General features: G+C 62.8%; 20 protein-coding genes. 15 read left to right on the top strand and 5 right to left on the bottom strand.

The genetic code is table 11. The features are described from left to right. Positions 1-2 precede the first annotated feature (2 nt). The 4 genes from AC1DMK_RS18850 to AC1DMK_RS18835 all read left to right on the top strand — a co-directional run bounded on the left by AC1DMK_RS18850 (position 3) and on the right by AC1DMK_RS18835 (position 5,918). Positions 3-851: a TIGR01459 family HAD-type hydrolase gene (locus AC1DMK_RS18850; RefSeq protein ID WP_037059699.1), complete on the top strand. Its 849-nt coding sequence runs from the start codon at positions 3-5 to the stop codon at positions 849-851. 27 nt (positions 852-878) lie between these two features. Continuing rightward, complete coding sequence (locus tag AC1DMK_RS18845) at positions 879-1,862, top strand: bifunctional riboflavin kinase/FAD synthetase (RefSeq protein ID WP_037059700.1); 984 nt, start codon at positions 879-881, stop codon at positions 1,860-1,862. Positions 1,863-2,113: 251 nt separating this feature from the next. Next, a complete protein-coding gene (gene ileS, locus AC1DMK_RS18840) occupies positions 2,114-5,152 on the top strand; it encodes an isoleucine--tRNA ligase (RefSeq protein ID WP_477861029.1) in 3,039 nt (1,012 codons plus the stop codon). Positions 5,153-5,288: 136 nt separating this feature from the next. Then, entirely contained in the window at positions 5,289-5,918 is a 630-nt protein-coding gene (locus AC1DMK_RS18835; protein WP_037059702.1) for a hypothetical protein, read from the top strand. 17 nt (positions 5,919-5,935) lie between these two features. Here AC1DMK_RS18835 and AC1DMK_RS18830 read toward each other — a convergent pair whose 3' ends face one another. Then, positions 5,936-6,235 carry a hypothetical protein gene (locus tag AC1DMK_RS18830; RefSeq protein ID WP_477861026.1) on the bottom strand — a complete coding sequence of 100 codons (300 nt, stop codon included), beginning with the start codon at positions 6,233-6,235 and terminating at the stop codon, positions 5,936-5,938. A gap of 2 nt (positions 6,236-6,237) precedes the next feature. Further along, a complete protein-coding gene (locus tag AC1DMK_RS18825) occupies positions 6,238-6,675 on the bottom strand; it encodes a nucleoside deaminase (RefSeq protein WP_477861139.1) in 438 nt (145 codons plus the stop codon). Between the two features lie 89 nt (positions 6,676-6,764). Here AC1DMK_RS18825 and AC1DMK_RS18820 point away from each other — a divergent pair, with 89 nt between their 5' ends. The 3 genes from AC1DMK_RS18820 to AC1DMK_RS18810 are packed head-to-tail and all read left to right on the top strand — an operon-like array spanning position 6,765 to position 10,370. Beyond that, positions 6,765-8,906, top strand: a complete 2,142-nt coding sequence (locus AC1DMK_RS18820) for a pseudouridine synthase (protein WP_477861024.1) — start codon at positions 6,765-6,767, stop codon at positions 8,904-8,906. Further along, positions 8,887-9,447, top strand: coding sequence for a 16S rRNA (guanine(966)-N(2))-methyltransferase RsmD (rsmD, locus tag AC1DMK_RS18815; protein ID WP_037059707.1), 561 nt, complete (start codon positions 8,887-8,889; stop codon positions 9,445-9,447). Before AC1DMK_RS18820 ends, rsmD begins: the two co-directional genes overlap by 20 nt. Before the next feature lie 26 nt (positions 9,448-9,473). Further along, positions 9,474-10,370 (top strand): patatin-like phospholipase family protein, encoded by an 897-nt coding sequence (locus tag AC1DMK_RS18810; RefSeq protein WP_037059708.1) that lies wholly within the window; start codon positions 9,474-9,476, stop codon positions 10,368-10,370. A gap of 28 nt (positions 10,371-10,398) precedes the next feature. On the opposite strand, the gene AC1DMK_RS18805 is transcribed toward AC1DMK_RS18810, so the two are convergent. Next, the gene (locus tag AC1DMK_RS18805; protein ID WP_477861022.1) at positions 10,399-12,210 is read right to left on the bottom strand and encodes a monovalent cation:proton antiporter-2 (CPA2) family protein; all 1,812 of its coding nucleotides are present in this window, start codon (positions 12,208-12,210) and stop codon (positions 10,399-10,401) included. A 119-nt stretch (positions 12,211-12,329) separates the two neighbouring features. Here AC1DMK_RS18805 and AC1DMK_RS18800 point away from each other — a divergent pair, with 119 nt between their 5' ends. The 6 genes from AC1DMK_RS18800 (at position 12,330) to lpxK (ending at position 18,138) form a co-directional block, all read left to right on the top strand. After that, on the top strand, positions 12,330-13,676 hold the full coding sequence (locus AC1DMK_RS18800) for a TldD/PmbA family protein (protein WP_477861020.1): 1,347 nt from the start codon (positions 12,330-12,332) through the stop codon (positions 13,674-13,676). Positions 13,677-13,693: 17 nt separating this feature from the next. After that, on the top strand, positions 13,694-14,494 hold the full coding sequence (locus AC1DMK_RS18795) for a 3'(2'),5'-bisphosphate nucleotidase CysQ (RefSeq protein ID WP_477861018.1): 801 nt from the start codon (positions 13,694-13,696) through the stop codon (positions 14,492-14,494). Positions 14,495-14,563: 69 nt separating this feature from the next. Next, positions 14,564-14,809, top strand: a complete 246-nt coding sequence (locus tag AC1DMK_RS18790) for a DUF4170 domain-containing protein (protein WP_037059712.1) — start codon at positions 14,564-14,566, stop codon at positions 14,807-14,809. Positions 14,810-14,945: 136 nt separating this feature from the next. Then, positions 14,946-16,265 (top strand): lipid IV(A) 3-deoxy-D-manno-octulosonic acid transferase, encoded by a 1,320-nt coding sequence (gene waaA, locus AC1DMK_RS18785; protein ID WP_477861015.1) that lies wholly within the window; start codon positions 14,946-14,948, stop codon positions 16,263-16,265. Positions 16,266-16,277: 12 nt separating this feature from the next. Next, positions 16,278-16,991 carry an HAD family hydrolase gene (locus tag AC1DMK_RS18780; protein WP_477861013.1) on the top strand — a complete coding sequence of 238 codons (714 nt, stop codon included), beginning with the start codon at positions 16,278-16,280 and terminating at the stop codon, positions 16,989-16,991. 106 nt (positions 16,992-17,097) lie between these two features. Next, on the top strand, positions 17,098-18,138 hold the full coding sequence (gene lpxK, locus AC1DMK_RS18775; RefSeq protein WP_037059719.1) for a tetraacyldisaccharide 4'-kinase: 1,041 nt from the start codon (positions 17,098-17,100) through the stop codon (positions 18,136-18,138). 3 nt (positions 18,139-18,141) lie between these two features. Here lpxK and AC1DMK_RS18770 read toward each other — a convergent pair whose 3' ends face one another. Both AC1DMK_RS18770 and mutL read right to left on the bottom strand, forming a co-directional pair. Continuing rightward, positions 18,142-18,372: a DUF2093 domain-containing protein gene (locus AC1DMK_RS18770; protein WP_037059721.1), complete on the bottom strand. Its 231-nt coding sequence runs from the start codon at positions 18,370-18,372 to the stop codon at positions 18,142-18,144. Positions 18,373-18,440: 68 nt separating this feature from the next. Next, positions 18,441-20,258, bottom strand: coding sequence for a DNA mismatch repair endonuclease MutL (gene mutL / locus AC1DMK_RS18765; protein ID WP_477861011.1), 1,818 nt, complete (start codon positions 20,256-20,258; stop codon positions 18,441-18,443). A gap of 175 nt (positions 20,259-20,433) precedes the next feature. Here mutL and AC1DMK_RS18760 point away from each other — a divergent pair, with 175 nt between their 5' ends. Both AC1DMK_RS18760 and AC1DMK_RS18755 read left to right on the top strand, forming a co-directional pair. Next, a complete protein-coding gene (locus AC1DMK_RS18760) occupies positions 20,434-22,152 on the top strand; it encodes a response regulator (protein ID WP_477861009.1) in 1,719 nt (572 codons plus the stop codon). Positions 22,153-22,276: 124 nt separating this feature from the next. Next, positions 22,277-23,632 (top strand): putative bifunctional diguanylate cyclase/phosphodiesterase, encoded by a 1,356-nt coding sequence (locus AC1DMK_RS18755; protein ID WP_477861007.1) that lies wholly within the window; start codon positions 22,277-22,279, stop codon positions 23,630-23,632. Positions 23,633-23,644 lie beyond the last annotated feature (12 nt).

Raw genomic sequence — 23,644 nt, 5'->3', positions numbered from 1 at the left:
GAATGGCCAAGCGGATCGAGAACCTTGCGGAAATCACCAGCCGGTACGACGCGGTGTTCTGCGATGTATGGGGGGTCCTGCACAACGGCATCGATCCCTTCCCGAAAGCCGCTCAGGCGCTCGAGGCCGCCCGCGCCGAGGGCCTGACGGTCGTCCTCATCACCAATTCTCCGCGCATTGCTTCGCAGGTGGTGACGCAGCTTCAGCAGATCGGAATCCAGGACGGCGCCTATGACCGGATCGTGACGTCGGGCGATGTGACCCGCCGCCTTATTGCGGAAGGCCCCAGGAAGGTCTTTCTTCTCGGCCCGGAGCGCGATGTCGCCCTCATTGAAGGTCTCGGCGTGGAACGCGTCGACGCCAGGGAGGCCGATAGCGTCGTCTGCACCGGCTTCTTCGACGACGAGGCGGAAACCCCGGAAGACTATACGGAGATGCTGACGGATTTTCGGGCGCGCAATGTGCCGATGATCTGCGCCAATCCCGATCTCGTTGTCGAGCGTGGTCACCGCATCATTCCCTGCGCCGGCGCAATGGCCGCCTACTACACGCAGCTTGGTGGCGAGACCCGCATCGCCGGCAAGCCGCACACGCCAATCTATGACGCGGTTCTGTCCGTTGCCCGGCAAGCGCATGGCGATTTTCCGCTGGACCGCGTTCTGGCGATAGGTGACGGCATGCCGACCGACGTGCGCGGCGCTCTCGATTACGGCCTCGATCTCCTCTATATCAGCGGCGGCATCCATGCGCAGGAGTACACCCTGAATGGCGAGACCGACGAGGCGATCCTCACAGCCTACCTGGAGCGGGAAAGAGCGACGCCGAAGTGGTGGATGCCCCGCCTCGCATAAGAGACCCCGCATTAGAAAAGCCAGCCGATGACCGTCTTTCACCGCAACGAAACCCGCAACCCCTTGCCCACCCACCTCAGTGGCGGCGTTATCGCCATCGGCAATTTCGACGGCGTCCATCGCGGCCATCAATCGGTTCTGAATCGGGCGCTGGAGATTGCCAGCGAGCGCGGCATTCCGGCGCTCGTGCTGACGTTCGAGCCGCATCCGCGCACCGTCTTCCGGCCGGAAACCCCCGTCTTCCGCATCACGCCGGCTCCGCTTCGCGCGCGCATTCTCGAAGCCATGGACTTCAACGCCGTCATCGAGTACCCCTTCGACCTCGCATTCTCGCAGCGTTCCGCCGATGATTTCATCCATTCGATCCTCAAGGATTGGCTGGGCGCGTCCGAAGTCGTCACCGGCGTCGATTTTCACTTCGGCCGCGGACGCGAAGGCGGCCCCGCGTTCCTGATGGATGCCGGCGACAAATACGGCTTCGGCGTCACGCTGATCGATGCGTTTCGCGACGAGAATGCCGACGTCGTGTCGTCGAGCCGTATCCGAGAACGGCTGAAGGACGGGGATGTCAGCGAGGCCGCCGGCATGCTCGGCTACCACTATACCGTGGAGGCTGAGGTGATCGACGGCGAGAAGCTCGGGCGGCAGCTCGGTTTTCCGACCGCCAACATGCGCTTGCCGCCGGAAGTCGAGCTTAAGTCCGGCATCTACGCCGTCCGCTTCCGCCTGGCCGACGGCACACTCCATGATGCGGTGGCGAGCTATGGCCGGCGCCCGACCGTGACCGACACCGGCGCACCGCTTCTCGAAACCTATCTTTTCGATTTCAGTGGCGATCTCTACGGCCAGATCTGTTGCGTGTCCTTCTTCGGCTTTCTGCGCCCGGAGCTGAAATTCGACGGCCTGGAGCCGCTGGTCCAGCAGATCAAGCTTGACGAGGAAGAGGCGAGGGCGCTGCTTTCAGGCGTGCAGCCGCTTGGCGAGCTCGACCGCAGGATCTGCTTTTCGTGACGTTCAGGCACTTTTGCGCTGAGAGTTCCAAGCCCAATTCCCTCTTCCTTTTCCCGGCAAAAGCGCCTATGAACCGGCGCGATGAGTAAATTCCGGCTGGCGATCACGATACGAATTATCGGCCCGGCCTTCCGCGCGCGCTAAGCGGCCGGAAGGTCCGGGTTTTTGGCGCTCGTCAAACGAGCGCCTCCGTCGCCAAACATTTTCAAGCCCGTTGCGCCATCCCGAGGCGCCAGAGACGATTGCTAGACATGACCGATACAGCCGAAAAGATCGACTACTCGAAGACCCTCTATCTGCCCGAAACCGATTTCCCGATGCGCGCCGGCCTGCCGCAGAAGGAGCCGGAAACGGTGGCCCGCTGGCAGCAGATGGGTCTCTACAAGAAGCTGCGTGCTTCCGCCGCCGGACGCGAGAAGTTCGTCCTCCACGACGGCCCTCCCTATGCCAACGGCAACATCCACATCGGCCACGCGCTGAACAAGATCCTCAAGGACGTCATCAACCGTTCGTTCCAGATGCGCGGCTTCGACGCCAACTACGTTCCCGGCTGGGACTGCCACGGCCTTCCGATCGAATGGAAGATCGAGGAAAAGTACCGCGAGAAGGGTAAGAACAAGGACGAGGTCCCGGTCAACGAATTCCGTCAGGAATGCCGCGACTTCGCCGCCGACTGGATCAAGATCCAGTCCGAAGAGTTCAAGCGCCTCGGCATCGAGGGCGATTTCGACAATCCCTACACGACGATGGCCTTCCACGCGGAATCGCGCATCGCCGGCGAACTGCTGAAGATCGCAAAGACCGGCCAGCTCTATCGCGGCTCCAAGCCGATCATGTGGTCGGTCGTCGAGCGCACGGCGCTGGCCGAAGCCGAAGTGGAGTATCACGACGTCGAGAGCGACGCGATCTGGGTGAAGTTTCCGGTCAAGGGCATCGCAACCGATGCCGAAGCTTTGGACAATGTTGCCGACCGTTTCGGTTGCTCACCGCAGATCGATTCTGATGATCCCGGTGATGCGGACAGCCTGGATCAACAGAGGGAAATGATCAGAAAGGATGTGGCCGAAACGCTTCAAAGCCGGTACGTCGGGGCTTATGTCGTCATCTGGACCACGACCCCCTGGACGATCCCCGGCAACCGGGCGATCGCCTATTCGTCGCGCGTCTCCTACGGCCTCTATGAAGTTACGGCTGCTGAGAACGATTTCGGTCCGCGCCCTGGCGAAAAGCTGATCTTCGCCGACAAGCTGGCGGAAGAGTCCTTTGCCAAGGCCAAGCTGCAGTTCAAGCGCCTGCGCGACGTAACCGCCGAAGAACTTGGCGCCATCACCTGCGCCCATCCTCTCGCCTCGCTCGGCTACGACTTCAAGGTTCCGCTCCTCGATGGCGACCACGTCACCGACGACGCTGGCACCGGCTTCGTGCACACGGCCCCCGGCCACGGCCGCGAGGACTTTGACGCCTGGACGGCGGAAGCCCGCAATCTCGAAGCGCGCGGCATCTCGTCGAAGATCCCCTTCACCGTCGACGACGCTGGTTTCTACACCGCTGATGTCCCCGGCTTCGGCACCGATCGCGCCGAAGGCCCCGGCCGCGTCATGGATGACAACGGCAAGAAGGGCAACGCCAACGATCTGGTCATCAAGGCCCTGATCGCCGCCGAAAACCTCTTCGCCCGCGGCCGCCTGAAGCACTCCTATCCGCACTCGTGGCGCTCGAAGAAGCCGGTCATCTTCCGCAACACGCCGCAGTGGTTCGTCTACATGGACAAGAACCTCGCCGATGGCTCGACGCTGCGTTCTCGTGCGCTGAACGCCATCGACGACACCCGCTTCGTGCCATCAGCAGGCCAGAACCGCCTGCGCGCCATGATCGAAGGTCGCCCGGACTGGGTGCTTTCGCGTCAAAGGGCGTGGGGCGTGCCGATTTGCGTCTTCGTCGATGAGCAGGGCGAGATCCTTCAGGACGACGAGGTCAACGCCCGCATCCTAGAAGCCTTTGAAAAGGAAGGTGCCGACGCCTGGTTTGCCGAAGGCGCGCGCGAGCGCTTCCTCGGCAAGAAGTCGAACGAGCCGTGGAAGCAGGTCATGGACATCCTCGATGTCTGGTTCGACTCGGGCTCCACCCACACCTTCACGCTGGAAGACCGCCCGGACCTGAAATGGCCGGCCGATCTCTACCTGGAAGGCTCCGACCAGCATCGCGGCTGGTTCCACTCCTCGCTGCTGGAATCGGCCGCCACCCGCGGCCGCGCGCCTTACGACGCCGTCCTCACCCATGGCTTCACCATGGACGAGAAGGGCGAGAAGATGTCGAAGTCCAAGGGCAACGTCACCTCGCCGCAGGAGATCATGAAGGACGCCGGCGCCGACATCCTGCGTCTGTGGGTCATGACCTCGGACTATGCGGACGACCTGCGCGTCGGCAAGACGATCATCCAGACCAACGTCGACGCCTATCGCAAGCTGCGCAACACCATCCGCTGGATGCTGGGCACGCTCGCGCACGACAGGGGCGAGGTCATCGCGCTCGCCGATCTGCCGGAACTGGAGCAGCTGATGCTGCATCGTCTGGCGGAACTCGACCAGCTCGTCCGCGAAAACTACGACGCCTTCGACTTCAAGAAGATCGCCCGGGCGCTCATCGACTTTGCCAATGTCGAGCTCTCGGCCTTCTACTTCGATATCCGCAAGGATGCGCTCTACTGCGACGCGCCGTCGAGTCTGCGCCGTCGCGCCAGCCTGCATGTCATCCGTACGATCTTCGATTGCATGGTGACCTGGCTGGCACCGATGCTGCCCTTCACGACCGAGGAGGCATGGCTGTCGCGCAACCCGTCGGCGGTTTCCGTCCACCTCGAGCAGTTCCCGACCATTCCGGCGGCATGGAAGAACGAGGCGCTGGCGGAGAAGTGGAAGAGGATCCGGGCCGTGCGAACCGTTGTCACCGGCGCGCTCGAAATCGAACGCAAGGACAAGCGCATCGGCTCGTCGCTCGAAGCTGCTCCGGTGGTGCACATCGCCGATCCTGCGCTGCTGCGGGCGCTGGAAGGTCAGGACTTCGAGGAGATCTGCATCACCTCGGGCATCCTGATCGACGGCGCAGAGGGCCCGGCCGATGCGTTCCGCCTGTCCGAGGTGCCGCAGGTGAGCGTCGAGCCGAAGCTCGCCGAAGGCACGAAATGCGCCCGCTCTTGGCGGATCACCACCGATGTCGGCTCCGATGCCGGTTATCCGGACGTCTCGGCACGCGATGCTGCAGCGCTTCGCGAACTAGCGGTGCAAAACTGAAGAAAAGTGCCGGGTGAATTGCGCATTCGCGGTTCATCCGGTAAAAGCTGCCTGAAAATGGCCGGATTTTTCCGTCAGGGGGACGGTTGTCCGGTTTTTGGGCGATGATTGCACCGGCATTGCTGGAAGGGTTTTCATGTTACCGAAGCGTTGGTTCCATTTGGGCGTCTGCCTGACTGTTGCGATGGCAGGCAGCTCGATGATGTCAGGCTGCACCAGCGGCCCGCGCTACGGCACGGACAAGACGGCGTTCCAGCAGCTGACGGACGACCTCGGCCAGTCGACCTCGCTCACCGGCGCCGAACCAAAGAACAAAGGCGTGAAATACACCCCGCGTCCGGGCTTGGTCCTGCCTTCCACGGCGGCGAGGGAAACGCTGGTCGAGCCGCAGCAATCGATCGCCAGCAAGGACAATCCGCAGTGGATCGAATCCCCGGAAGAAACGCGCGCGCGCCTGGTCAAGGACGCGGACGACAATAGCGACAAATCGAGTTTCCGCTCGCCGCTGGCAAGCTCCGCAATCGAGGGCGGGCGTCGCACCACCCAAGAGCAGACCCAGGCCTATCGCGAGGCACGCGCCCTCCAGAAGGGTGCTTATCTCGATCAGCGCCGCTCCATTTCCGATCCGCCGACGGAGTACCGCCAGGCCGACGATCCTTCAAAGCTCGACGATCTCGGCGAACCGGAACTCAAGAAGCAGAAGAAGAAAAAGAAAGAAGCTGCCGTGGCCGGCTCTGGCAAGCAGTGGTGGAATCTTCTTCAGTAAGCGGATCGAGCGGGGCGTCAGCCCCGTTGTCTTTTTGACCAGCGGGAGACGAGCGCGATGTGCATCGCTTGGCTCGCGAACAGCAGAATGCCCACCAGCCCGATATTCCTGCCGTGCCCGGCTCTGGTGGCAGCAAGGACCGTCATCAGCGCGATTGCCAGCATCGGTATGGAGGCGAAAGCCATGGCGCGGGGCGCGGACCAGTTCACTTTCCCGGACAAGGACCACTGCATCGGCACAGCCCTGCTGTCGGGCGTAATCCTGGCATAGGCGAAACCTGCCAGTGCGAGCATGGCGGGGACGATGCCGGCAAGCAATATTATTGCGTCTCTCTCCTCTGCGTAAAGAATGCCCGCAAGATATCCGCAGCCACGGTCTCTTGCAGGCCTGAGTAGACGTCCGGAGCATGGTGGCATGTGGGTTGCATAAAGAAGCGCACCCCATTGTCGACCGCGCCGCCCTTCGGGTCTTCCGCCCCATAGTAGAGCCTGCGGATGCGGGCGAATGAAATAGCGGCCGCGCACATCGTGCACGGCTCCAGCGTCACGTAGAGGTCTGCACCCGTCAGTCGCTCCTGGTCGAGCGCTTCGCAGGCCATGCGGATCACCGCGACTTCCGCGTGGGCGGTGACGTCGTTTAATTCGCGCGTGCGGTTGCCGGAGCGTGCGATCACGGCGCCATCGAGCACCAGCACGGCCCCGATCGGCACCTCGCCGCGCTCGCCCGCAGCACGCGCCTCATCGAGCGCCAGATTCATAAATTGATTTGTCTTCACAACTCGACAATTTCCACTTAACCGCAGGGGCGCGACCTGATAGACAGGCCCAAAAGGCAGGCAAACAACAAATGACATTCAAAGACAAGCCAAAACGGCCTGGCGGCAAGCCATCTCCGCGCGATAACGCTCCGAAATCCGGCGCGAAGCCCGCAAAGACGTTCGCCAGGACCGAGGCGAGCACGGCCGATAGCGACGCCAAGGCGGAACGCATCTCCAAGGTGATGGCGCGTGCCGGCGTTGCCTCGCGCCGCGACATCGAGCGCATGATCATGGAAGGCCGCGTCACGCTGAACGGCAAGCTTCTCGACACGCCCGTTGTCAACGTCACGCTCGAGGACAGGATCGAAGTGGACGGCGTGCCGATCCGCGGCATCGAGCGCACGCGCCTCTGGCTCTACCACAAGCCCGCCGGCCTCGTGACCACGAACTCCGATCCGGAAGGCCGCCCGACAGTTTTCGACAATCTGCCGGACGATCTGCCGCGCGTCATGTCGATCGGACGCCTAGATATCAATACCGAAGGTCTGCTGCTGCTCACCAACGACGGCGGCCTTGCCCGCGCGCTGGAATTGCCGACGACAGGCTGGCTGCGCCGCTACCGCGTGCGCGCCCACGGCGAGATCGATCAGGACGCACTCGATAAGCTGAAGGACGGCATCGCCGTCGACGGCGTGCTCTATGGTGCGATCGAAGCGACGCTCGACCGTACGCAGGGCTCCAACGTCTGGCTGACCATGGGGCTTCGCGAAGGCAAGAACCGCGAAATCAAGAACGTGCTCGGCGCGCTCGGCCTCGACGTCAACCGCCTCATCCGCATTTCCTATGGACCCTTCCAGCTCGGCGATCTGCCGGAGCGCGAGGTTGTCGAGGTGCGCGGCCGTACGCTCCGCGACCAGCTCGGCCCCCGCCTGATCGAGGATGCCAAGGCCAATTTCGACGCGCCGATCTACAACGCGTCGGCTGTTGCCGCCGAAGAAGAGGTCGAAGCCAAGCCGGAACGCCGCGAGCGTTCATGGAAGCCGGAAGACAAGCGCGAACGCGCCTTGAGCCGCCTCGACACCAAGCGCGATGATCGCCGCGACGAACGTCGTGATGGTGGTGGCCGCGATGGTGGACGTGATGGCGGGCGCAAGGACGACGACCGGCCGAAGCGCCCGGCGCTCGGCAGCCGCCGCAACGCCAACGTCTGGATGGCGCCCGGCGCCCGTCCGCTGGGCGAGAAGGCCACCGCCAAGGCCGAGAAGAATGCCCAGACCGCACTCAAGCGCGGCGAGAAGCCCGGCCGTGCCAAGCCGCAGCCGACCCGCTACGACGACACCGGTCCGCGCGTCCAGGTCAACCGTGCCCGCGATGACGAAGGCGAGTGGATCCGTTCCAGCGAAGTCAGCAACGAAGAGGGTGGCCGCAAGCGCTCCGGCGATCGCCCATCTGGCGCGCGCGGCGACAAGCCTTTCGGCGACCGCCCGCCTCGCGGCGACCGTACCGCACGTGGCGAAAGGCCCCATGGCGATCGTCCGCCTCGTGGCGACAGGCCGGCCGGTGATCGCCCCCCTCGTGGCGACCGCCCGTTCGGCGACAAGCCTCGCGGCGACCGCAAGCCGCGCGAAGAGGTTGCCGAGCGCCCGCGTTCCTACGGCGACCGCCCTGCACGCAGCGACCGTCCGGCACGCAGTGACAGACCTTATGGGGATCGTCCGGCACGCGGCGACCGGCCAGCCGGTGACCGCCCCCCTCGTGGTGATCGTCCGTTCGGCGACAAGCCTCGTGGCGACCGCAAGCCGCGCGAAGAGGGTGCCGAGCGCCCGCGTTCTTTCGGTGACCGTCCTGCACGCAGCGACCGTCCATCCGGTGACAAGCCGCGCCGTCCGCGCGCCAAGAGCTTTTCCGGCGAGGCGCGTTCGGAGCGTCCGTCCGGCGATCGCCCGTTCGGCGACAAGCCTCGCGGTGATCGCAAGCCGCGCGAAGAGGGCGCCGAACGTCCGCGTTCCTTCGCTGACCGTCCGGCACGCAGCGACCGGCCGGCCGGCGACAGGCCTTCCGGTGACAAGCCGCGGGGAAAGAGCTTCGGCGGCAAGCCAGGTGGGGGCAAGAGTTTCTCCGGCAAGCCTTCGGGCGATCGGCCGGGTGGCGGTGGCAAGCCTTCGGGCGGGCCGTCGCGTGGTGGACCTAAAGGGAAGGGAATGACGCGCGGTGCGGATCGTCGGCGGTGAGTTTCGCGGACGGCCGCTCGCCGTACCTAAATCAAACGACATCCGGCCGACTGCCGACCGGACGCGTGAGAGCCTGTTCAATATTCTGAGCCATGCCTATCCGGAATGCGTCGATGGCACCCGGATACTGGACCTGTTTGCCGGTACCGGTGCCGTCGGCCTTGAGGCCGTCTCGCGCGGTTGCCGTCATGCGCTGTTTGTCGAAAACAGCGTCGAGGGCAGGGGGCTGCTCTGGGAGAACATCGACGCGCTCGGCCTGCACGGCAAGACGCGCATCTTGAGACGCGACGCAACCGATCTCGGCAGCGTCGGCAATCTTGAGCCGTTCCAGATGCTCTTTGCCGATCCGCCCTATGGCAAGGGTCTTGGGGAAAAGGCGATGGCAGCTGCCGCCAAGGGTGGCTGGTTGGAGACCGGTGCGATTGCCGTGCTCGAGGAACGCGCCGACGTTGCCGTTTCGGTCGATCCTTCCTATCTCTTTCTGGAAAGCCGTATTTTTGGCGACACCAGGGTTCATTTCTTCCGCTATCAGCCTCAGTAAATAGCGGACTATCGTTGGGGGTAGAGGTGCAGCAGGCCGAGAAGACCAGTACCGAGTCGCCTGCCGCACAAGATACGCCGCATGGGTCCTTGCCGAGAATTGCCGTCGCCTTTGGCGGTGGCGGTGCTCGCGGCCTCTCCCACATCCATGTTATCGAAACCCTTGACGAGCTCGGCATTCGCCCGGTCGCGATATCGGGCTCCTCGATCGGCGCTATCATGGGCGCCGGCATGGCGGCCGGGATGACGGGGGCCGCCATCCGCGAACATGCCCTGATGACTGTCGGCAACAAGGGGGCGGTCGTCAGCCGGCTCTGGGGACTTCGTCCGCAAACGGTGCGCGACGCCGTCGCCAACGGAGTTCGCATCGGCCAATTCAACCTTGAGCGCATCCTCAAGGCCTTCCTGCCGGCCGAGCTGCCGGAGCGCTTCGAGGATCTGCTGATCCCGATGACGGTGACGGCGACGGACTATTACGCACAGGCCGAGGTGCTCGTGAAGGAGGGGGCGCTTTTCCCTGCCCTCGCAGCATCGTCCGCCATACCCGCCGTCTTCATGCCGGTTCGCCTGCATGGCAGGGTTATGATCGATGGCGGCATCAGTAACCCGGTGCCCTACGAATGCCTAATGGACCTTGCCGACATCGTGATCGGCATCGATGTCGTCGGCGCTCCCGAAGGCGATGGAACGCACATCCCGAACCGCATGGAGAGCATCTTTGGCTCCGGCCAGTTGATGATGCAGACCGCTATTTCTTTGAAGCTCAAGCTGCAGGCGCCGCATATCTTTCTGCGCCCCGTGGTCGGACGCACGGGCGTCATGGATTTCCTGAAAGCCCGGGACGTTCTCACCATGTCGGCCGGCGTCAAGGACGAGCTGAAATACGCGCTCGATCGCGAGATCGAAGCACGCCTCAAGGCCTAGAGTATTCCAGCAAAAGTGCACGGCGGTTCTAGGCGTCCGCCGTCGCTTCGGCCGTGCCTGCCAAAAGGTCATCATCATCGAAATCCGCCGCGCGTTTGGGCTTCACCAGCGGCTCGGGCGTGACCGGCTGCGAGAACAACATGTCGCGCCCGGCCTGCAGTCCTTCCGAGACCTGCAGCACCAGCCGCTGCTCGTCGCGGCGGCGGATGTCCTCGCCGATCTCGTAGGCGTCGGTTTCGCTGATGCCGAGCGCTTCCAGCGTCCGCCTCCCGAACAGCAGGCCGGATTCCAGCGTCTCGCGCAGTTCGTAGTCGACGTTGCGGTTGCGCAGCGCAATCGAGTGGATGCGGTCGTAGGAGCGCACGAACAGCTTCGCGTGCGGATAGTCCGCCTGCACGAGTTCCACGATCTTGTCGGTGACTTCGCGCTTCTGCGTGCAGACGACGACGATCTTGGCATGGTCGATACCGGCAGCCCGCAACACGTCCTTGCGGGTGCCGTCGCCGAAATAGATGCGGAAGCCGAAGGATGAAGCTTGGCGGATACGGTCTGCGGAAACGTCGATCACCGTCACCGCCCGCCCGCCGGCAAGCAGTATCTGTGCCGCAATCTGCCCGAAGCGGGAGAAGCCGACCATCAGGACGTCGGCGCCCGCACCCGCAAAATCCTCGTCGAGCTCCTCCTGCTCCTCCCCGTTCAGTAGCCTTTTCGACAGCATGGTGCCGATCGGGGTCAGCGCCATGGAGAGCGTGACGATCGCGATCAGCAGGGATGCCGTGCTCGAGGCCATCAGGCCGGCGGCGCCGGCCGCCGAGAAAAGCACGAAACCGAATTCGCCGCCTTGCGGCAAAAGGAAAGCGATGCGGATGGCATCGTCGTGCGGGGAGCCAGTCAGGCGGCAGAGCGCATAGATGACGATTGCCTTTGCGGCCATGATCACAGGCACAGTGACGACGATCAGCAGTGTATTGTCCCACAGCACGTCAAGCTGAAGCGACAGGCCGACTGCGATGAAGAAGATCGCAAGCAGGACGCCGCGGAAGGGCTCGATGTCGGCCTCGAGCTCGTGCCGGTAGGAGGATTCCGCCAGCATGACGCCGGCAAGAAAAGCCCCCATGGCCATGGAGAGCCCGGCAAGCTGCATCAGGCTCGCCGATCCCATGACCACGAAGAGCGCTGCGGCGATCATTGCCTCGCGCGCTCCGGTCCGGGCGATAATCTGGAAAAGCGGCGTCAACAGATATCGGCCCATGATGATCATCGCGCCGATGGCGCCGATCGCCATGGCGAAGTCGAGAACCGGCGCGCCGTGCCCCTTGCCGGTGTCGAGAATGTTGATCAGGGCGAGCAGCGGCACGATCGCAAGGTCCTGAAACAAAAGCATCGAGAAGGAACGTTGTCCGTACCGCGAGTTCACCTCGCCTTCCTCGTCGAGAATCTGCATTGCGAATGCGGTGGAGGAGAGCGCAAGTCCGAAGCCGGCGATGATGCTTCCCCGCCAATCGAGAACGCCGGAAAAATAGGTCAGCAGCGTCAGCAGCAGTCCGGTTGCTCCGACCTGGGCGGTTCCTAGTCCGAAAATGTCGCGCCGCATCTGCCACAGGCGGCTTGGTTTCAGTTCCAGGCCGATAATGAACAGCAGGAAAACGACGCCAAGCTCGGCGACGTTCAGGATCTGCTCACCGTCCGTAAGTCCATGAAAGATAGGGCCAATCACCACACCGGCTGCGAGGTAGCCGAGCACGGTTCCAAGCCCAAGCCGCTTGAAGATCGGTGCCGACACGACGGCGCCGCCGAGCAGCAGGATCGTTTCAGTAAAAAGCGCGTTGGGCTCGGACATGGTGCGGCGTTCTTTCTCGGCGGGAAGGCGGCGTAAGCAGTGCAGAAAAGAATCGGCGCTCTCGGCCTTGATGCTTTCCGTAGCGCACAATAAATGGAACGCGAAGGAAAGGCCAAATCATGTCCTCTGAAATCGACTCCTCGACGCTTCTTTCCCGCGCAAGCCAACTGATCGACCTCGCCAGGAAAGCCGGAGCCGACGCCGCCGATGCGGTCGTCGTGCGGTCCCGCTCGCAATCGGTCAGCGTGCGCCTTGGCAAGGTGGAGGGAACGGAATCGTCCGAAAGCGATGATTTTTCGCTGCGCGTCTTCATTGGCCAGCGCGTTGCCAGTGTTTCCGCCAACCCAGGCTTCGACCTTTCGGCCCTTGCCGAGCGCGCCGTTGCGATGGCCAAGGTATCGCCGGAGGACCCGTTCGCCTGCCTCGCCGACGAGGACAAGCTCGCGAGGTCCTATCCCGACCTGCAATTGCTCGACACGACCGAGGTGTCATCAGAGCAACTGGCGGAAGACGCTCTTGCCGCCGAAGAGGCAGGGCTGGCGGTCAAGGGCGTCACCAATTCGTCCGGCGCAGGCGCGTCTGCCGGTAGGGGAGGGCTCGTTCTCGTCACCTCGCACGGCTTCGAAGGCAGCTACATGGCGTCTCGCTTCGGCCGCTCTGTCAGCGTCATTGCCGGCGAGGGCACCGGCATGGAGCGCGACTACGATTTCGACAGTCGCATCTATTTCGCAGAGCTGGACGACGCTGCCGATATCGGCCGGCGTGCCGGCGAGCGGGCAATCAGACGCCTCAACCCGCGCCAGGTCGATACCGGCAAGGACGTCACCGTCATCTTCGATCCGCGCGTCGCCCGCGGCTTCGTCGGCCACATCGCAGGCGCGATCAATGGTGCCTCGGTTGCACGAAAGACCAGCTTCCTGCGTGACAAGATGGGACAGCAGGTCCTCAAGGCGGGGCTGTCGATTACCGATGACCCGTTGATCGTGCGCGGCCCGTCGTCGCGTCCCTTCGATGGCGAAGGCATCTCCGGCGAGAAGCTGGTGATGATCGAGGACGGCGTGCTGAAGCACTGGTTCCTGTCGACATCGACGGCGCGCGAAATCGGGATGGAAACCAATGGACGCGGCGTGCGCGGCGGCAACGCGGTGACGCCCGCGTCGACAAACCTTGCCCTTGAGCCAGGCAACGTGTCGCCCGAGGATCTGATCCGAAGCGTCGGGAACGGTTTCTACGTCACCGAGCTGATCGGCCAGGGCGTCAACATGATTACCGGCGAATACAGCCGTGGCGCCACCGGCTTCTGGATTGAAAACGGTGAACTGACCTTCGCCGTTTCCGAGGTAACGATTGCATCGAACCTGAAAGACATGTTCATGCGGGTGACGCCGGCAAACGACATTGACCGCAAATATGGTGTCGCCGCGCCGACGCTGGCGATCGAAGGAATGACGCTTGCGGGCCGCTGACGGATTGGATTGATGGAATGAGCGACGTGGATATGGCCCGCTGGCAGAGCGATCTGGAATTGATCGCCGACGCCGCAAGGCAGGCTGGCGCCGTCGCTCTCAGCCATTTCAATCAGTCGCCCGAGGTGTGGTGGAAGAACGAGGGCAGATCGCCCGTCAGTGCTGCCGATTTTGCCGCCAACGAAACGCTCCAGACGATCCTTGGCGGTGCGCGTCCGGACTACGGCTGGCTATCGGAAGAGACGGACGACAATACGGAGCGGCTGTCTCAGGCCACGCTGTTCATCATCGATCCGATCGACGGTACCCGGGCGTTTCTGGCCGGACAGAACCTCTGGTGCGTGAGCGTCGCCGTCGTCCATCGGGGCCGGCCGGTCGCTGGCGTGCTCTATGCGCCTGCGCTGGACGAGTTTTACGAAGCAACGGCGGGCGGTGTGGCGCTGAAGAACGGCAAGTCGATCGCCGTATCAGCAACGCCGCTGGAAACGCCCGCCCGTTTCGCCATCGCCGAAGACGTGCTCGGCAGCTTTCCCGAGGTGCTGCGGCGCCGGATCGAGCGCGTCAAGCATGTGCCCTCGCTTGCCTATCGCATTGCCATGGTTGCCGACGGCAGTATTGACGGGACCTTCGTCAAGCGCAACTCGCACGACTGGGATCTTGCTGCAGCCGATCTCATCCTGGAGCGGGCAGGCGGACGTCTCGTCGATCTCGATGGGAACGACCTTGTCTACAACAAAGCGGAGGTTCGCCATGGCGAGCTTTGCGCCGCTTCGCAGCCGCGTCTGAACGATTTGATAACGCACGTCGGCGCGCGATGAGGCAGTTGACGTTTCCGTCAAAATCCCTCAGATGAAGCGGCGGAGGAGCAGACAAGGAAAGAGACTACGATGACGAATTCCGGTGAGAAGAAACAGCTGTTGCACCTCGTATTTGGCGGTGAACTGGAAAGTCTTGACGACGTTCAGTTCCGCGATCTCAGCGGCCTGGATATTGTCGGTATTTTCCCGGACTACGCCTCCGCATTGACGGCCTGGAAGTCCAAGGCGCAGTCCACCGTGGACAATGCGCACATGCGTTATTTCATTGTCCATATGCATCGCCTGCTGGATCCGGAAGACAAGTCCGACAAATAAGCTGAGATCCCGGCGAACTGCTCCTGGCCGCCGAGGCGGCTGCTGACGCATTCTGAACAAACTGATCGGTCATTCCGGCCGCAACGATAATTGGGAATGGGTTCATGTCGATCATCCTTGATCGGAGACAGGTCAGATGAGCGGTCGCATGGCGCGGTTAGCGCTGGGTGTCTATCAGACTGCGGGTACGCTGTTGTCCCCGTTTGTCGGCGGGTATCTGGCGTACCGTGCCGCAAAGGGCAAGGAAGAGCGCGCGCGCCGGCTGGAGCGTTCCGGCTATGCCAGCGCCGACCGGCCTGCGGGACCGCTGGTATGGTTTCACGCGGCAAGCGTCGGCGAGATGAATGCGGTCATTCCGCTGATCCGTGAAATCCGTCGGCGCGACATTCACGTTATTTTAACGACCGGTACGGTCACGTCCGCGAAGCTTGCCGCCGAGCGTATCGGCAACGAGGCGATCCATCAGTACGTACCGCTGGATCTGAAGCCTGCGGTCAGCCGCTTCCTGAGCTACTGGCAGCCCGATTGCGTCATCATTGCCGAGTCCGAAATCTGGCCGGCGACCGTGATGGAGCTTGGCCGGCGCCGCATTCCGCAGATCCTCGTCAATGCCCGCATGTCGGATCGTTCCTTCGATAGATGGGGCCGCCGGCCATCCCTGGCCGAAGCGCTGTTCGAAAATCTGGCGCTCGTCATCGCGCAGTCGGATGTCGACGCGGAGCGTTTCCGCGATCTCGGCGCCCGCCAGGTGATCATGTCGGGGAACCTGAAGGTCGATACCGATGCGCCTTCCTATGATGCGGCTGTATTTGCCCGCTACAAGAAGCAGCTTGGCGAGCGAAAGACCTGGGCTGCGATCTCCACGTTCGACGGTGAGGAAAAGGCGGCCGGCATCGTCCATCGGACGCTGAAGGAGCGCGACGGTCAGCTGACGATCATCGTGCCGCGTCATCCAGAACGCGCCGACGCCATCGAGGCGGAACTCGTCAAGCAGGGCCTCAAGGTCGCACGCCGCACCCGCGAGGATATCCTGTCGCCTGACGTCGATGTCTTCCTGGGCGACACGATCGGCGAGATGGGCCTTTATCTGCGCCTCACGGAAGTGGCTTTCGTCGGACGTTCGCTGTTTGCCGAGGGCGGCCAGAATCCGCTGGAGCCGGCTATGCTCGGCTGCGCAGTCCTGTCGGGCAGCAATGTCCAGAATTTCCGCGACGCCTACCAGACGCTCGCGCGTCGCGGCAGCGCCCGCATGGTTCGCGACACCGAAATGCTTGCCAAGGGCGTGCATTATTTGCTGAGCAACGACCACGCGCGCCGCAATATGATCGAGGCCGGCATCGTGGCTGTGCAAGAAATGCGCGGAGCACTGACGGCGACGATGAAGGGACTGGAACCCTACGTCAATCCGCTGACGGTCAAGGCAAGATTGCTGCCGAAGACGGCAGCACAACGCTGAAAGCAAGTTGGCATGCGGGCGATCAAAGGCATTCTCTTCGACAAGGACGGCACGCTTCTCGACTACGACGAGAGCTGGCTGCCGGTGAACCGCGAACTTGCGCGCATCGCGTCCGAAGATGATCGGCAACTCGCCGATCATCTGCTGACGGCATGCGGCATGGATCCGGTAACCGGCCATATCGTTCCCGACAGTCTGCTGGCCGCAGGCAACACCCGGCAGATCGCCGATGGACTGGTCGCGGCCGGTTCCCGGATCGATGCCGCCGAACTGACGACCAAGCTCGATGAGCTCTTCTCCAACGCCGCCGAATTTTCCGTGCCCGTGACGGATCTGGCGGCATTTTTTCGCCGCCTTCATGCCCGCGGCTTTCGTCTCGGCATAGCGTCAAGCGACAACGAGCGCTCGATCCGGCAGACGGCTCAGCGCTTCGGTTTCGCCGATGTCGTGGATTATGTGGCAGGCTACGACAGCGGCTTCGGCACAAAGCCGGAGCCGGGCATGGTGCTTGGCTTCTGTGCCGCGACAGGTCTCGACCCCACAGAGATCGCCGTTGTCGGCGATAACAACCACGATCTTCACATGGGCCGCAATGCGAAGGCGGGTGTGACGGTTGCGGTGCTGACCGGCACCGGATCACGCGAGTCGCTCGCCGCGGCCTCGGATTATTGCCTCAACGATATCACCGAGCTTGAGGGGCTGTTGCCCGATCTTCAGCTCGCCTGACCGACCAAAGGCTTGCTTTTTCTTGAAAACTGCCTTCTCTTTCTGGCCGGTTGGGGATGAGAACCGCGGGCGCCAGGCCCGCGGTGCGAAACGCAGGACGGCAAGAATGGTATCCGAAGCGCCGCCTTTCTGGTGGACGAAGGCCGATTGGCGTGCCTGGACGCTCTATCCTATTTCCTTTCTCTACGGACGAATTTCCGGTTACCGCATGGCGAATGGCAAGCGGGCGACCGTCCCCATTCCGGTCATCTGCGTCGGCAACTTCACCGTCGGCGGAGCGGGCAAGACCCCGACCGCGCTGACGATTGCCCGCGCCGCCAAAGCCAAAGGCCTCAAGCCCGGCTTCCTCAGCCGCGGCTATGGCGGCTCGCTGGATGTCACGACGGTCGTCGATCCGGTCCATCACCGCGCCGTTGCCGTTGGCGACGAGCCGCTGCTACTCGCTCGCGAGGCTTTGACGGTCATTTCGCGGCGGCGAGCCGAAGGCGCTCAGCGCCTTGTCAAGGAAGGCGTCGACCTGATCATCATGGATGACGGCTTCCAGAGTGCGCGACTTGCGATCGACTACGCGCTGCTGGTGATCGACGCGACCCGTGGCCTCGGTAATGGCCATATCGTCCCCAGCGGCCCTGTTCGCGCGCCGATCCGCCAGCAGTTGCGCTACGCCACCGCATTGCTGAAGGTCGGCACAGGAACAGCCGCCGACAAGATCGTCCGCATCGCCGCGCGTGCCGCAAAGCCTTATTTTACCGCAGCTCTGCAGGTGTCGGCGGGCACCGACCTGGCTGGGCGCAGCGTTCTGGCCTTCGCGGGCATCGCCGACCCGTCAAAATTCTTTCGCACGGTGGAATCCGTCGGGGCGCATATCGCAGTCCGGCAGTCATTCGGCGATCATGAGCACCTGACGGAGGATGAGATCGATGACATTCTCGGGACGGCCGAACGAGAAGGTCTTCAGATCGTCACGACGTCGAAGGATTTCGTGCGGCTCGCAGGCCACCACGGCAAAGCCGAGGAGCTTGCCGCACGCTGCAGGGTCATCGAGGTGGAGATGGCGTTCGCCGATCACCTTGCGCCGGGCCTTATCATCGATCGTGCCATCGAAGCCTGCCGCGAGCGCCGGCTGAAGGAAAAGCAGAAGGCCTAGGGGCTACCGCTTCTGGTTCGGCAGCACGCCGGCGCGCTTGTCGGCTTCAAGCGACGACATGGCGTCGGCATAGGGCTCCTGCCGGGCGACGCTCCAGTAGCGCAGTTCATCGAGCGGAATCTGCTTTCCGGTAATCGCGCAGACGACATAGGAGCCCGGCGACAGGATCTGAAAGTCCGCATCGAGATACTTTATCTGTGCCTCGCGGTTTCCATTCCCTTCGAACAAGTTCATTCGCTCCGTTCCTTGCTGCCGGTCATTTCCCTGCCATAACCCGGCGCAGACGTCATTGCCAGCATTTTTCAGCTTCTGCCGAACAACCGCTCGATGTCCGAAAGCTTCAGCTCGATATAGGTCGGCCGTCCGTGGTTGCACTGGCCCGAACCCGGCGTCACTTCCATCTGGCGCAGAAGCGCATTCATCTCTTCCGGCCGCAGGCGCCGGCCCGATCGCACCGATCCGTGGCAGGCCATGGTCGCGGCGACGTATTCAAGTTTTGCCGATAGACCGGATGCCGTATCCCATTCGGCGATCTCGTCTGCCAACTGGCGGATCAGCCCTGCTGCATCCACCTCGCCGAGCATCGCCGGCGTTTCCCTGACCGCGATCGCGCCGGGTCCGAAGCGTTCGATGGCAAGGCCAAGTTCACCGAGGTCGGCGGAAAATCGCATCAGCCGGTCGCAATCCTCTTCCGGCAGGTCGACGATCTCAGGGATCAGAAGCACCTGCGAAGCCAGCCGCTTGGAGTGCAGCGCCTTGCGCATCGCCTCGAACACCAGGCGCTCATGTGCGGCGTGCTGATCGACGATGACAAGGCCGTCGTCGGTCTGCGCGACGATGTAGTTTTCGTGGATCTGCGCGCGCGCAGCTCCCAAGGGATAGCGCGCCGCCGTTTCGGACACAGGCGGCGGCGAGGTCCAGGATGGCTGTGAGACCTCGCTGCGTGCGGTGGGTGTCATAAGGCCGTCAAAGGATGCCTGCGGGCGCTCGCCGAAGCCGCCATTGGCAGGCTGATGGTAAGGCCGCGAGGGTGATGTTTCTGCCGACCATGGCTGCTGCGGACGCTGGGCGTTCGGCTGGAAGCCGGGGCGGAACGAGCGCAGCATGCCGTCGGCGCCCGTCGTTGCAGCGCGGCTGCCATCCCGGGCAAGAGCTTCGCGGATCGCGCCGACGAGCAGGCCGCGCACCAGTTGCGGGTCGCGGAAGCGCACGTCGGACTTCGCGGGATGGACGTTGACGTCGACCAGCGCCGGATCGATCGCGATCGACAGGACTGCGACGGGATAACGTCCGGAGGGGACGGTCTCGGCATAGGCGCCGCGGATCGCCGACAGGATCAGCTTGTCCTGGACCGGGCGACCGTTGACGAAGGCATACTGATGCGCCGAGTTTCCGCGGTTGAAGGTCGGCACGCCGGCAAAGCCGGTCAGTACAACGTCTTCCCGCTCCGCATCGATCTCGATGGCATTGTCGCGGAACTCCTTTCCGAGGATCTGCGACATGCGCGCCAGATGGTCATCGCCGGTCGCTGGAAATTCCAGCGTCGTTCGGTCCGTTCCCGACAGCACGAAGCGGACGCCGGGGAAGGCGATTGCCATGCGCTTGACGATCTCGGTGATCGCCGCGGCCTCGGCCTTCTCCGTCTTCAGGAACTTGAGCCGCGCGGGGGTTGCAAAAAAGAGATCGCGGACCTCGACGATCGTTCCGGGATTGGATGCGGAAGGGCGCAGGTGCAGGAGCTTCCCGCCCGCAACCGCGATCTCGCTGCCGCCGGCGCTGTCCCTGCGACGGCTCGAAATGCTGAGCCGCGCCACCGACCCGATCGAAGGCAGCGCCTCGCCGCGAAAGCCGAGTGTCCGGATATCGTCCAGCGTGTCGGAGATCTTCGAGGTGCAATGCCGCCTGACCGCCAGCTCGAGGTCCGTTTCGTCCATGCCTGCGCCATTGTCGGAAACCCGCAGCAGGCTCTTGCCCCCGCCGGAGGTTGCGATTTCGATGCGGGTCGCGCCCGCGTCGAGCGCGTTCTCGATCAATTCCTTGGCCGCGCTCGCCGGCCGTTCGATGACCTCGCCGGCGGCGATCTGATTGATGAGTGTCTCGGAAAGCTGTCTGATGGCCATGAGCCATTTTCGCGGATTCGTGGGCCGGAGGGAAGGGAGAAAGTGCTGCCGGCAAAGCTTGTGCCGCCCAAATGTTCCGATGCTTATCGTTAAGCGCGCCTTAAGACATACCTGCCATTTTATCCCGATATTTCGAGTAATGTATTGTAATCGCACAGATGTAGGACGCATGAGAATGGGTGCCGGCTTCGAAAAAGCGGACACATCATCTATGAGTGGCGAATTGCCGGCTGAAGCCAGTCTGCAGACAGCGCTGTTCGACGCGGTTTGCGAAAGTCTCTCCTCCGCTTTCATTGTCTATGACAAGGCCGATCACATGGTCTTTGCCAGCAGGCAGGTCCTGGACTACTTTCCGATTTCTGCAGCGATGCTGAAGCCCGGCACGCGGCTTCGCGACTTTCTGGGCGCCATCTACGATACCGGCATCCGCACCCAATCGACAGGCAGTAAGGGCGCGATCAGCCGCGAGGACTGGTTGTCCCAGAAGATCGCCTCGCATTGGCGCGAGCGGTTCGAAGCGGTCGAACGTCATGCCAACGATTGCTGGATACGCTTCCAGAAGCGGCGTCTCGCGAGCGGATACGGGGTCTGCGTCATCTCGGATATTTCGGAGGACAAGAAGCGCGAGGAACAGTGGCGGCTGGACCTCGAACGGGTGCAGTTGACCGAAGATATTCTCGACAATCTGCCTTTCCCGCTCTTCGTCAAAGATCGCAATCTCAATTACGTCGCCGTCAACATCGCTTTCTGCGAGAAGTTTCAGACAACGGTGGACGAGGTGTTGGGACGCAAGAGCGGCGATCTCTTTTCGCCCGAGATCGCCGCCCGGTTCGAAGAAAGCGATCGCCACGTCCTGGAAACGGGAGAGATGTCGGTCTCGCGTCAGCGGCAGGTCGCGCGCGACGGCTCGGAGCGGGACATTGTCTCCCGCAAGCATCGCATCGGCAAGCCGGGGCGCTATTTCCTTGTCTCGACAATGCAGGATCTACCCCGCGACGGCGCCGATCTCGATGAATTCGAACTGGCATCGACGGTGACGACCTCCAGCAGAAGCTCCTACCGGCGCGCCTATGTTCCTAATGGCAACGGAGAGCGCCGCGAGCCGGCGGCCATGGAGGCGATCGTGCCGGAGAATTTCTCCGGTCGGAAAATCGTGGTGGTGACCGGCGACATAGCCGCTGAGACGGCTGCGCTCAGGACGCTTGCGAAATATGGCTTCGAGGCGTGCGCGGTGCACTGCGAAGACGAACAGGAGCAGTTCCTGGAAATCGCGACATCGGCCGGTATCTCGCTCGATCTGCTGATCGTCGACAATCAGATGGGAATGCGCTGCCTGGAACTTGCCGAGCAGTATGGCATTCCGTCTCTGGTGATGGATGGTTTTCAGCTTGCCAATGAGCTGACCTTCCGGATCGCTCGGCACTTCAACCGCAGCAACAGCGGTAGCACGGCAGTCGGCATCGATACCGCTTGGGAAATAACGACCACCGAAGAGGCGAGGGCGCTGGATGTGCTGGTCGCGGAAGACAACGACATCAACCAGATCGTCTTCTCGCAGATCCTCGAAGGCCTCGGCTATCGGTATCTGATCGCCGCCAGCGGTGATGAGGCGGTGCGGCTGTGGACTGAGCACAAGCCGAAGATCGTCCTGATGGATATCTCGCTGCCCGGCTTCAATGGCTTCGAGGCGGCGCGGCTGATCCGGCAGGTGGAGGACGGCTGCCCCTCCAGAACGCCGATCATCGGCGTGCTTACTCAGGCGTTCGAGCGCGACCGAGCCGAATGCGCGAAAGCCGGAATGGACGACGTCATCATGAAACCGGTGAGCCCCGACATTCTCGAGACGATCTTCCAGAAATATATCAGCGGCGACAGTGCGCAGGCCAGGCTATAGGCGCCAGCGTCAACTCCCAAGATCTTGGGAGTGAACACGGTTCCAATGAGGGTCTTCCAATATCGAATTTTTAAGACTTGCCCGCCATCCTGCCGCCTGTAGGGGAAACTCCTGGGTCTGAGCGATGATGTTGGCTGATATGCCGTTGGTGCCCGTAAGCCAGAATGAGCTTCAGACGATGGCCTATACGGATCCGCTGACGGGGCTGGGCAACCGCTATCGCATGCGAGACCGCGTCGCCCAAATATCGGCGGAGCGCGCCAGCGACCCGGCACCCTTCACCATCGGCATCGCCAATCTCGATTCGTTCAAGCCGATCAACGATCTCTTCGGTTCCAGCGCCGGCGACGAAATTCTCTGCCAGGTGGCCCATCGCCTCAAGGCGTGCATTCCGGACGGCGCGCTGGTCACCCGCCACGATGGCGATGAATTTGCTTTCGTCCTGCCGCTGATCTTCGAACGCGCCAGCGCCGAGAAATTCGGGCAGATGATCCGCGAGGTCCTTTCCGCGCCTTACGATCTCGGCGACCGCAACGTCCGCCTGTCGGCGTCCTTCGGCTTTGCCATCTACCCCTTTGCCGGCGAAGAGTTCGAGGAACTGACAAAGAGCGCAGAGACGGCGCTCTACCGTTCCAAGCGCCGCGGTCGCAGCCAGATCACAGTCTATTCGCGCGAGATCGCCCAGGAAATGAAGCGAGCGACACAGCTCGAGCAGGCACTTCGAAATGCGATCATCTCCGATGCGATCGACGTGCATTTCCAGCCGATCGTTTCGCTCGCCAACAGCCAGGTCGTGGGCTTCGAAGCTCTGGCCCGCTGGAACGATCCCGATCTCGGCTTCGTTTCGCCCGGTGTATTCGTGCCGCTTGCCGAAGAGCGCGGCTTTATCGATGCGCTTTCCGAGGCCCTTTTGCGCAAGGCGGCTGAGGCGGCCCTCTCCTGGCCGCGCGAACTCTTCCTGTCCTTCAATCTCTCCTCGGCCCAGCTGATGGACCCGGGCACCAGCGGCAGTGTGCTCTCCATTCTCGGCCGTGTCGGGTTCGATCCCCATCGCCTCGAGCTCGAGATTACCGAAACCGCGGTCATGGGCTCGGCCGATACGGCCAATCGCATCATTGCCGATCTGCGTCAGGCGGGCGTGCGCATTTCGCTCGACGATTTCGGAACCGGACAGTCGAGCCTCGGGCGCCTGCGCGATTTCATGTTCGACAAGATTAAGATCGATCGGGCCTTCGTCTCGCGCATCAATTCGGATCGCGCCTCCGAACACATCATCAAGGCGATCCTGACGATGTGCGAGGGTCTCGATCTCGAGGTCGTGGCGGAAGGCATCGAGGACTACGCGGAAGCAACAAAGCTTCGGATGCTTGGCTGCGGCATGGGCCAGGGTTATCACTTCGGCAAACCCGCCGACAGTATCGCGACATTGCGCTTCCTGCATGAAAATTACTACGACGCCGGCGAGCGGGCCAGCGCATAAAGCCCCAACGCA

The organism is Rhizobium sp. 05L419 (assembly GCF_056397845.1).
This window is presented reverse-complemented; position numbering and strand designations above follow the sequence as displayed.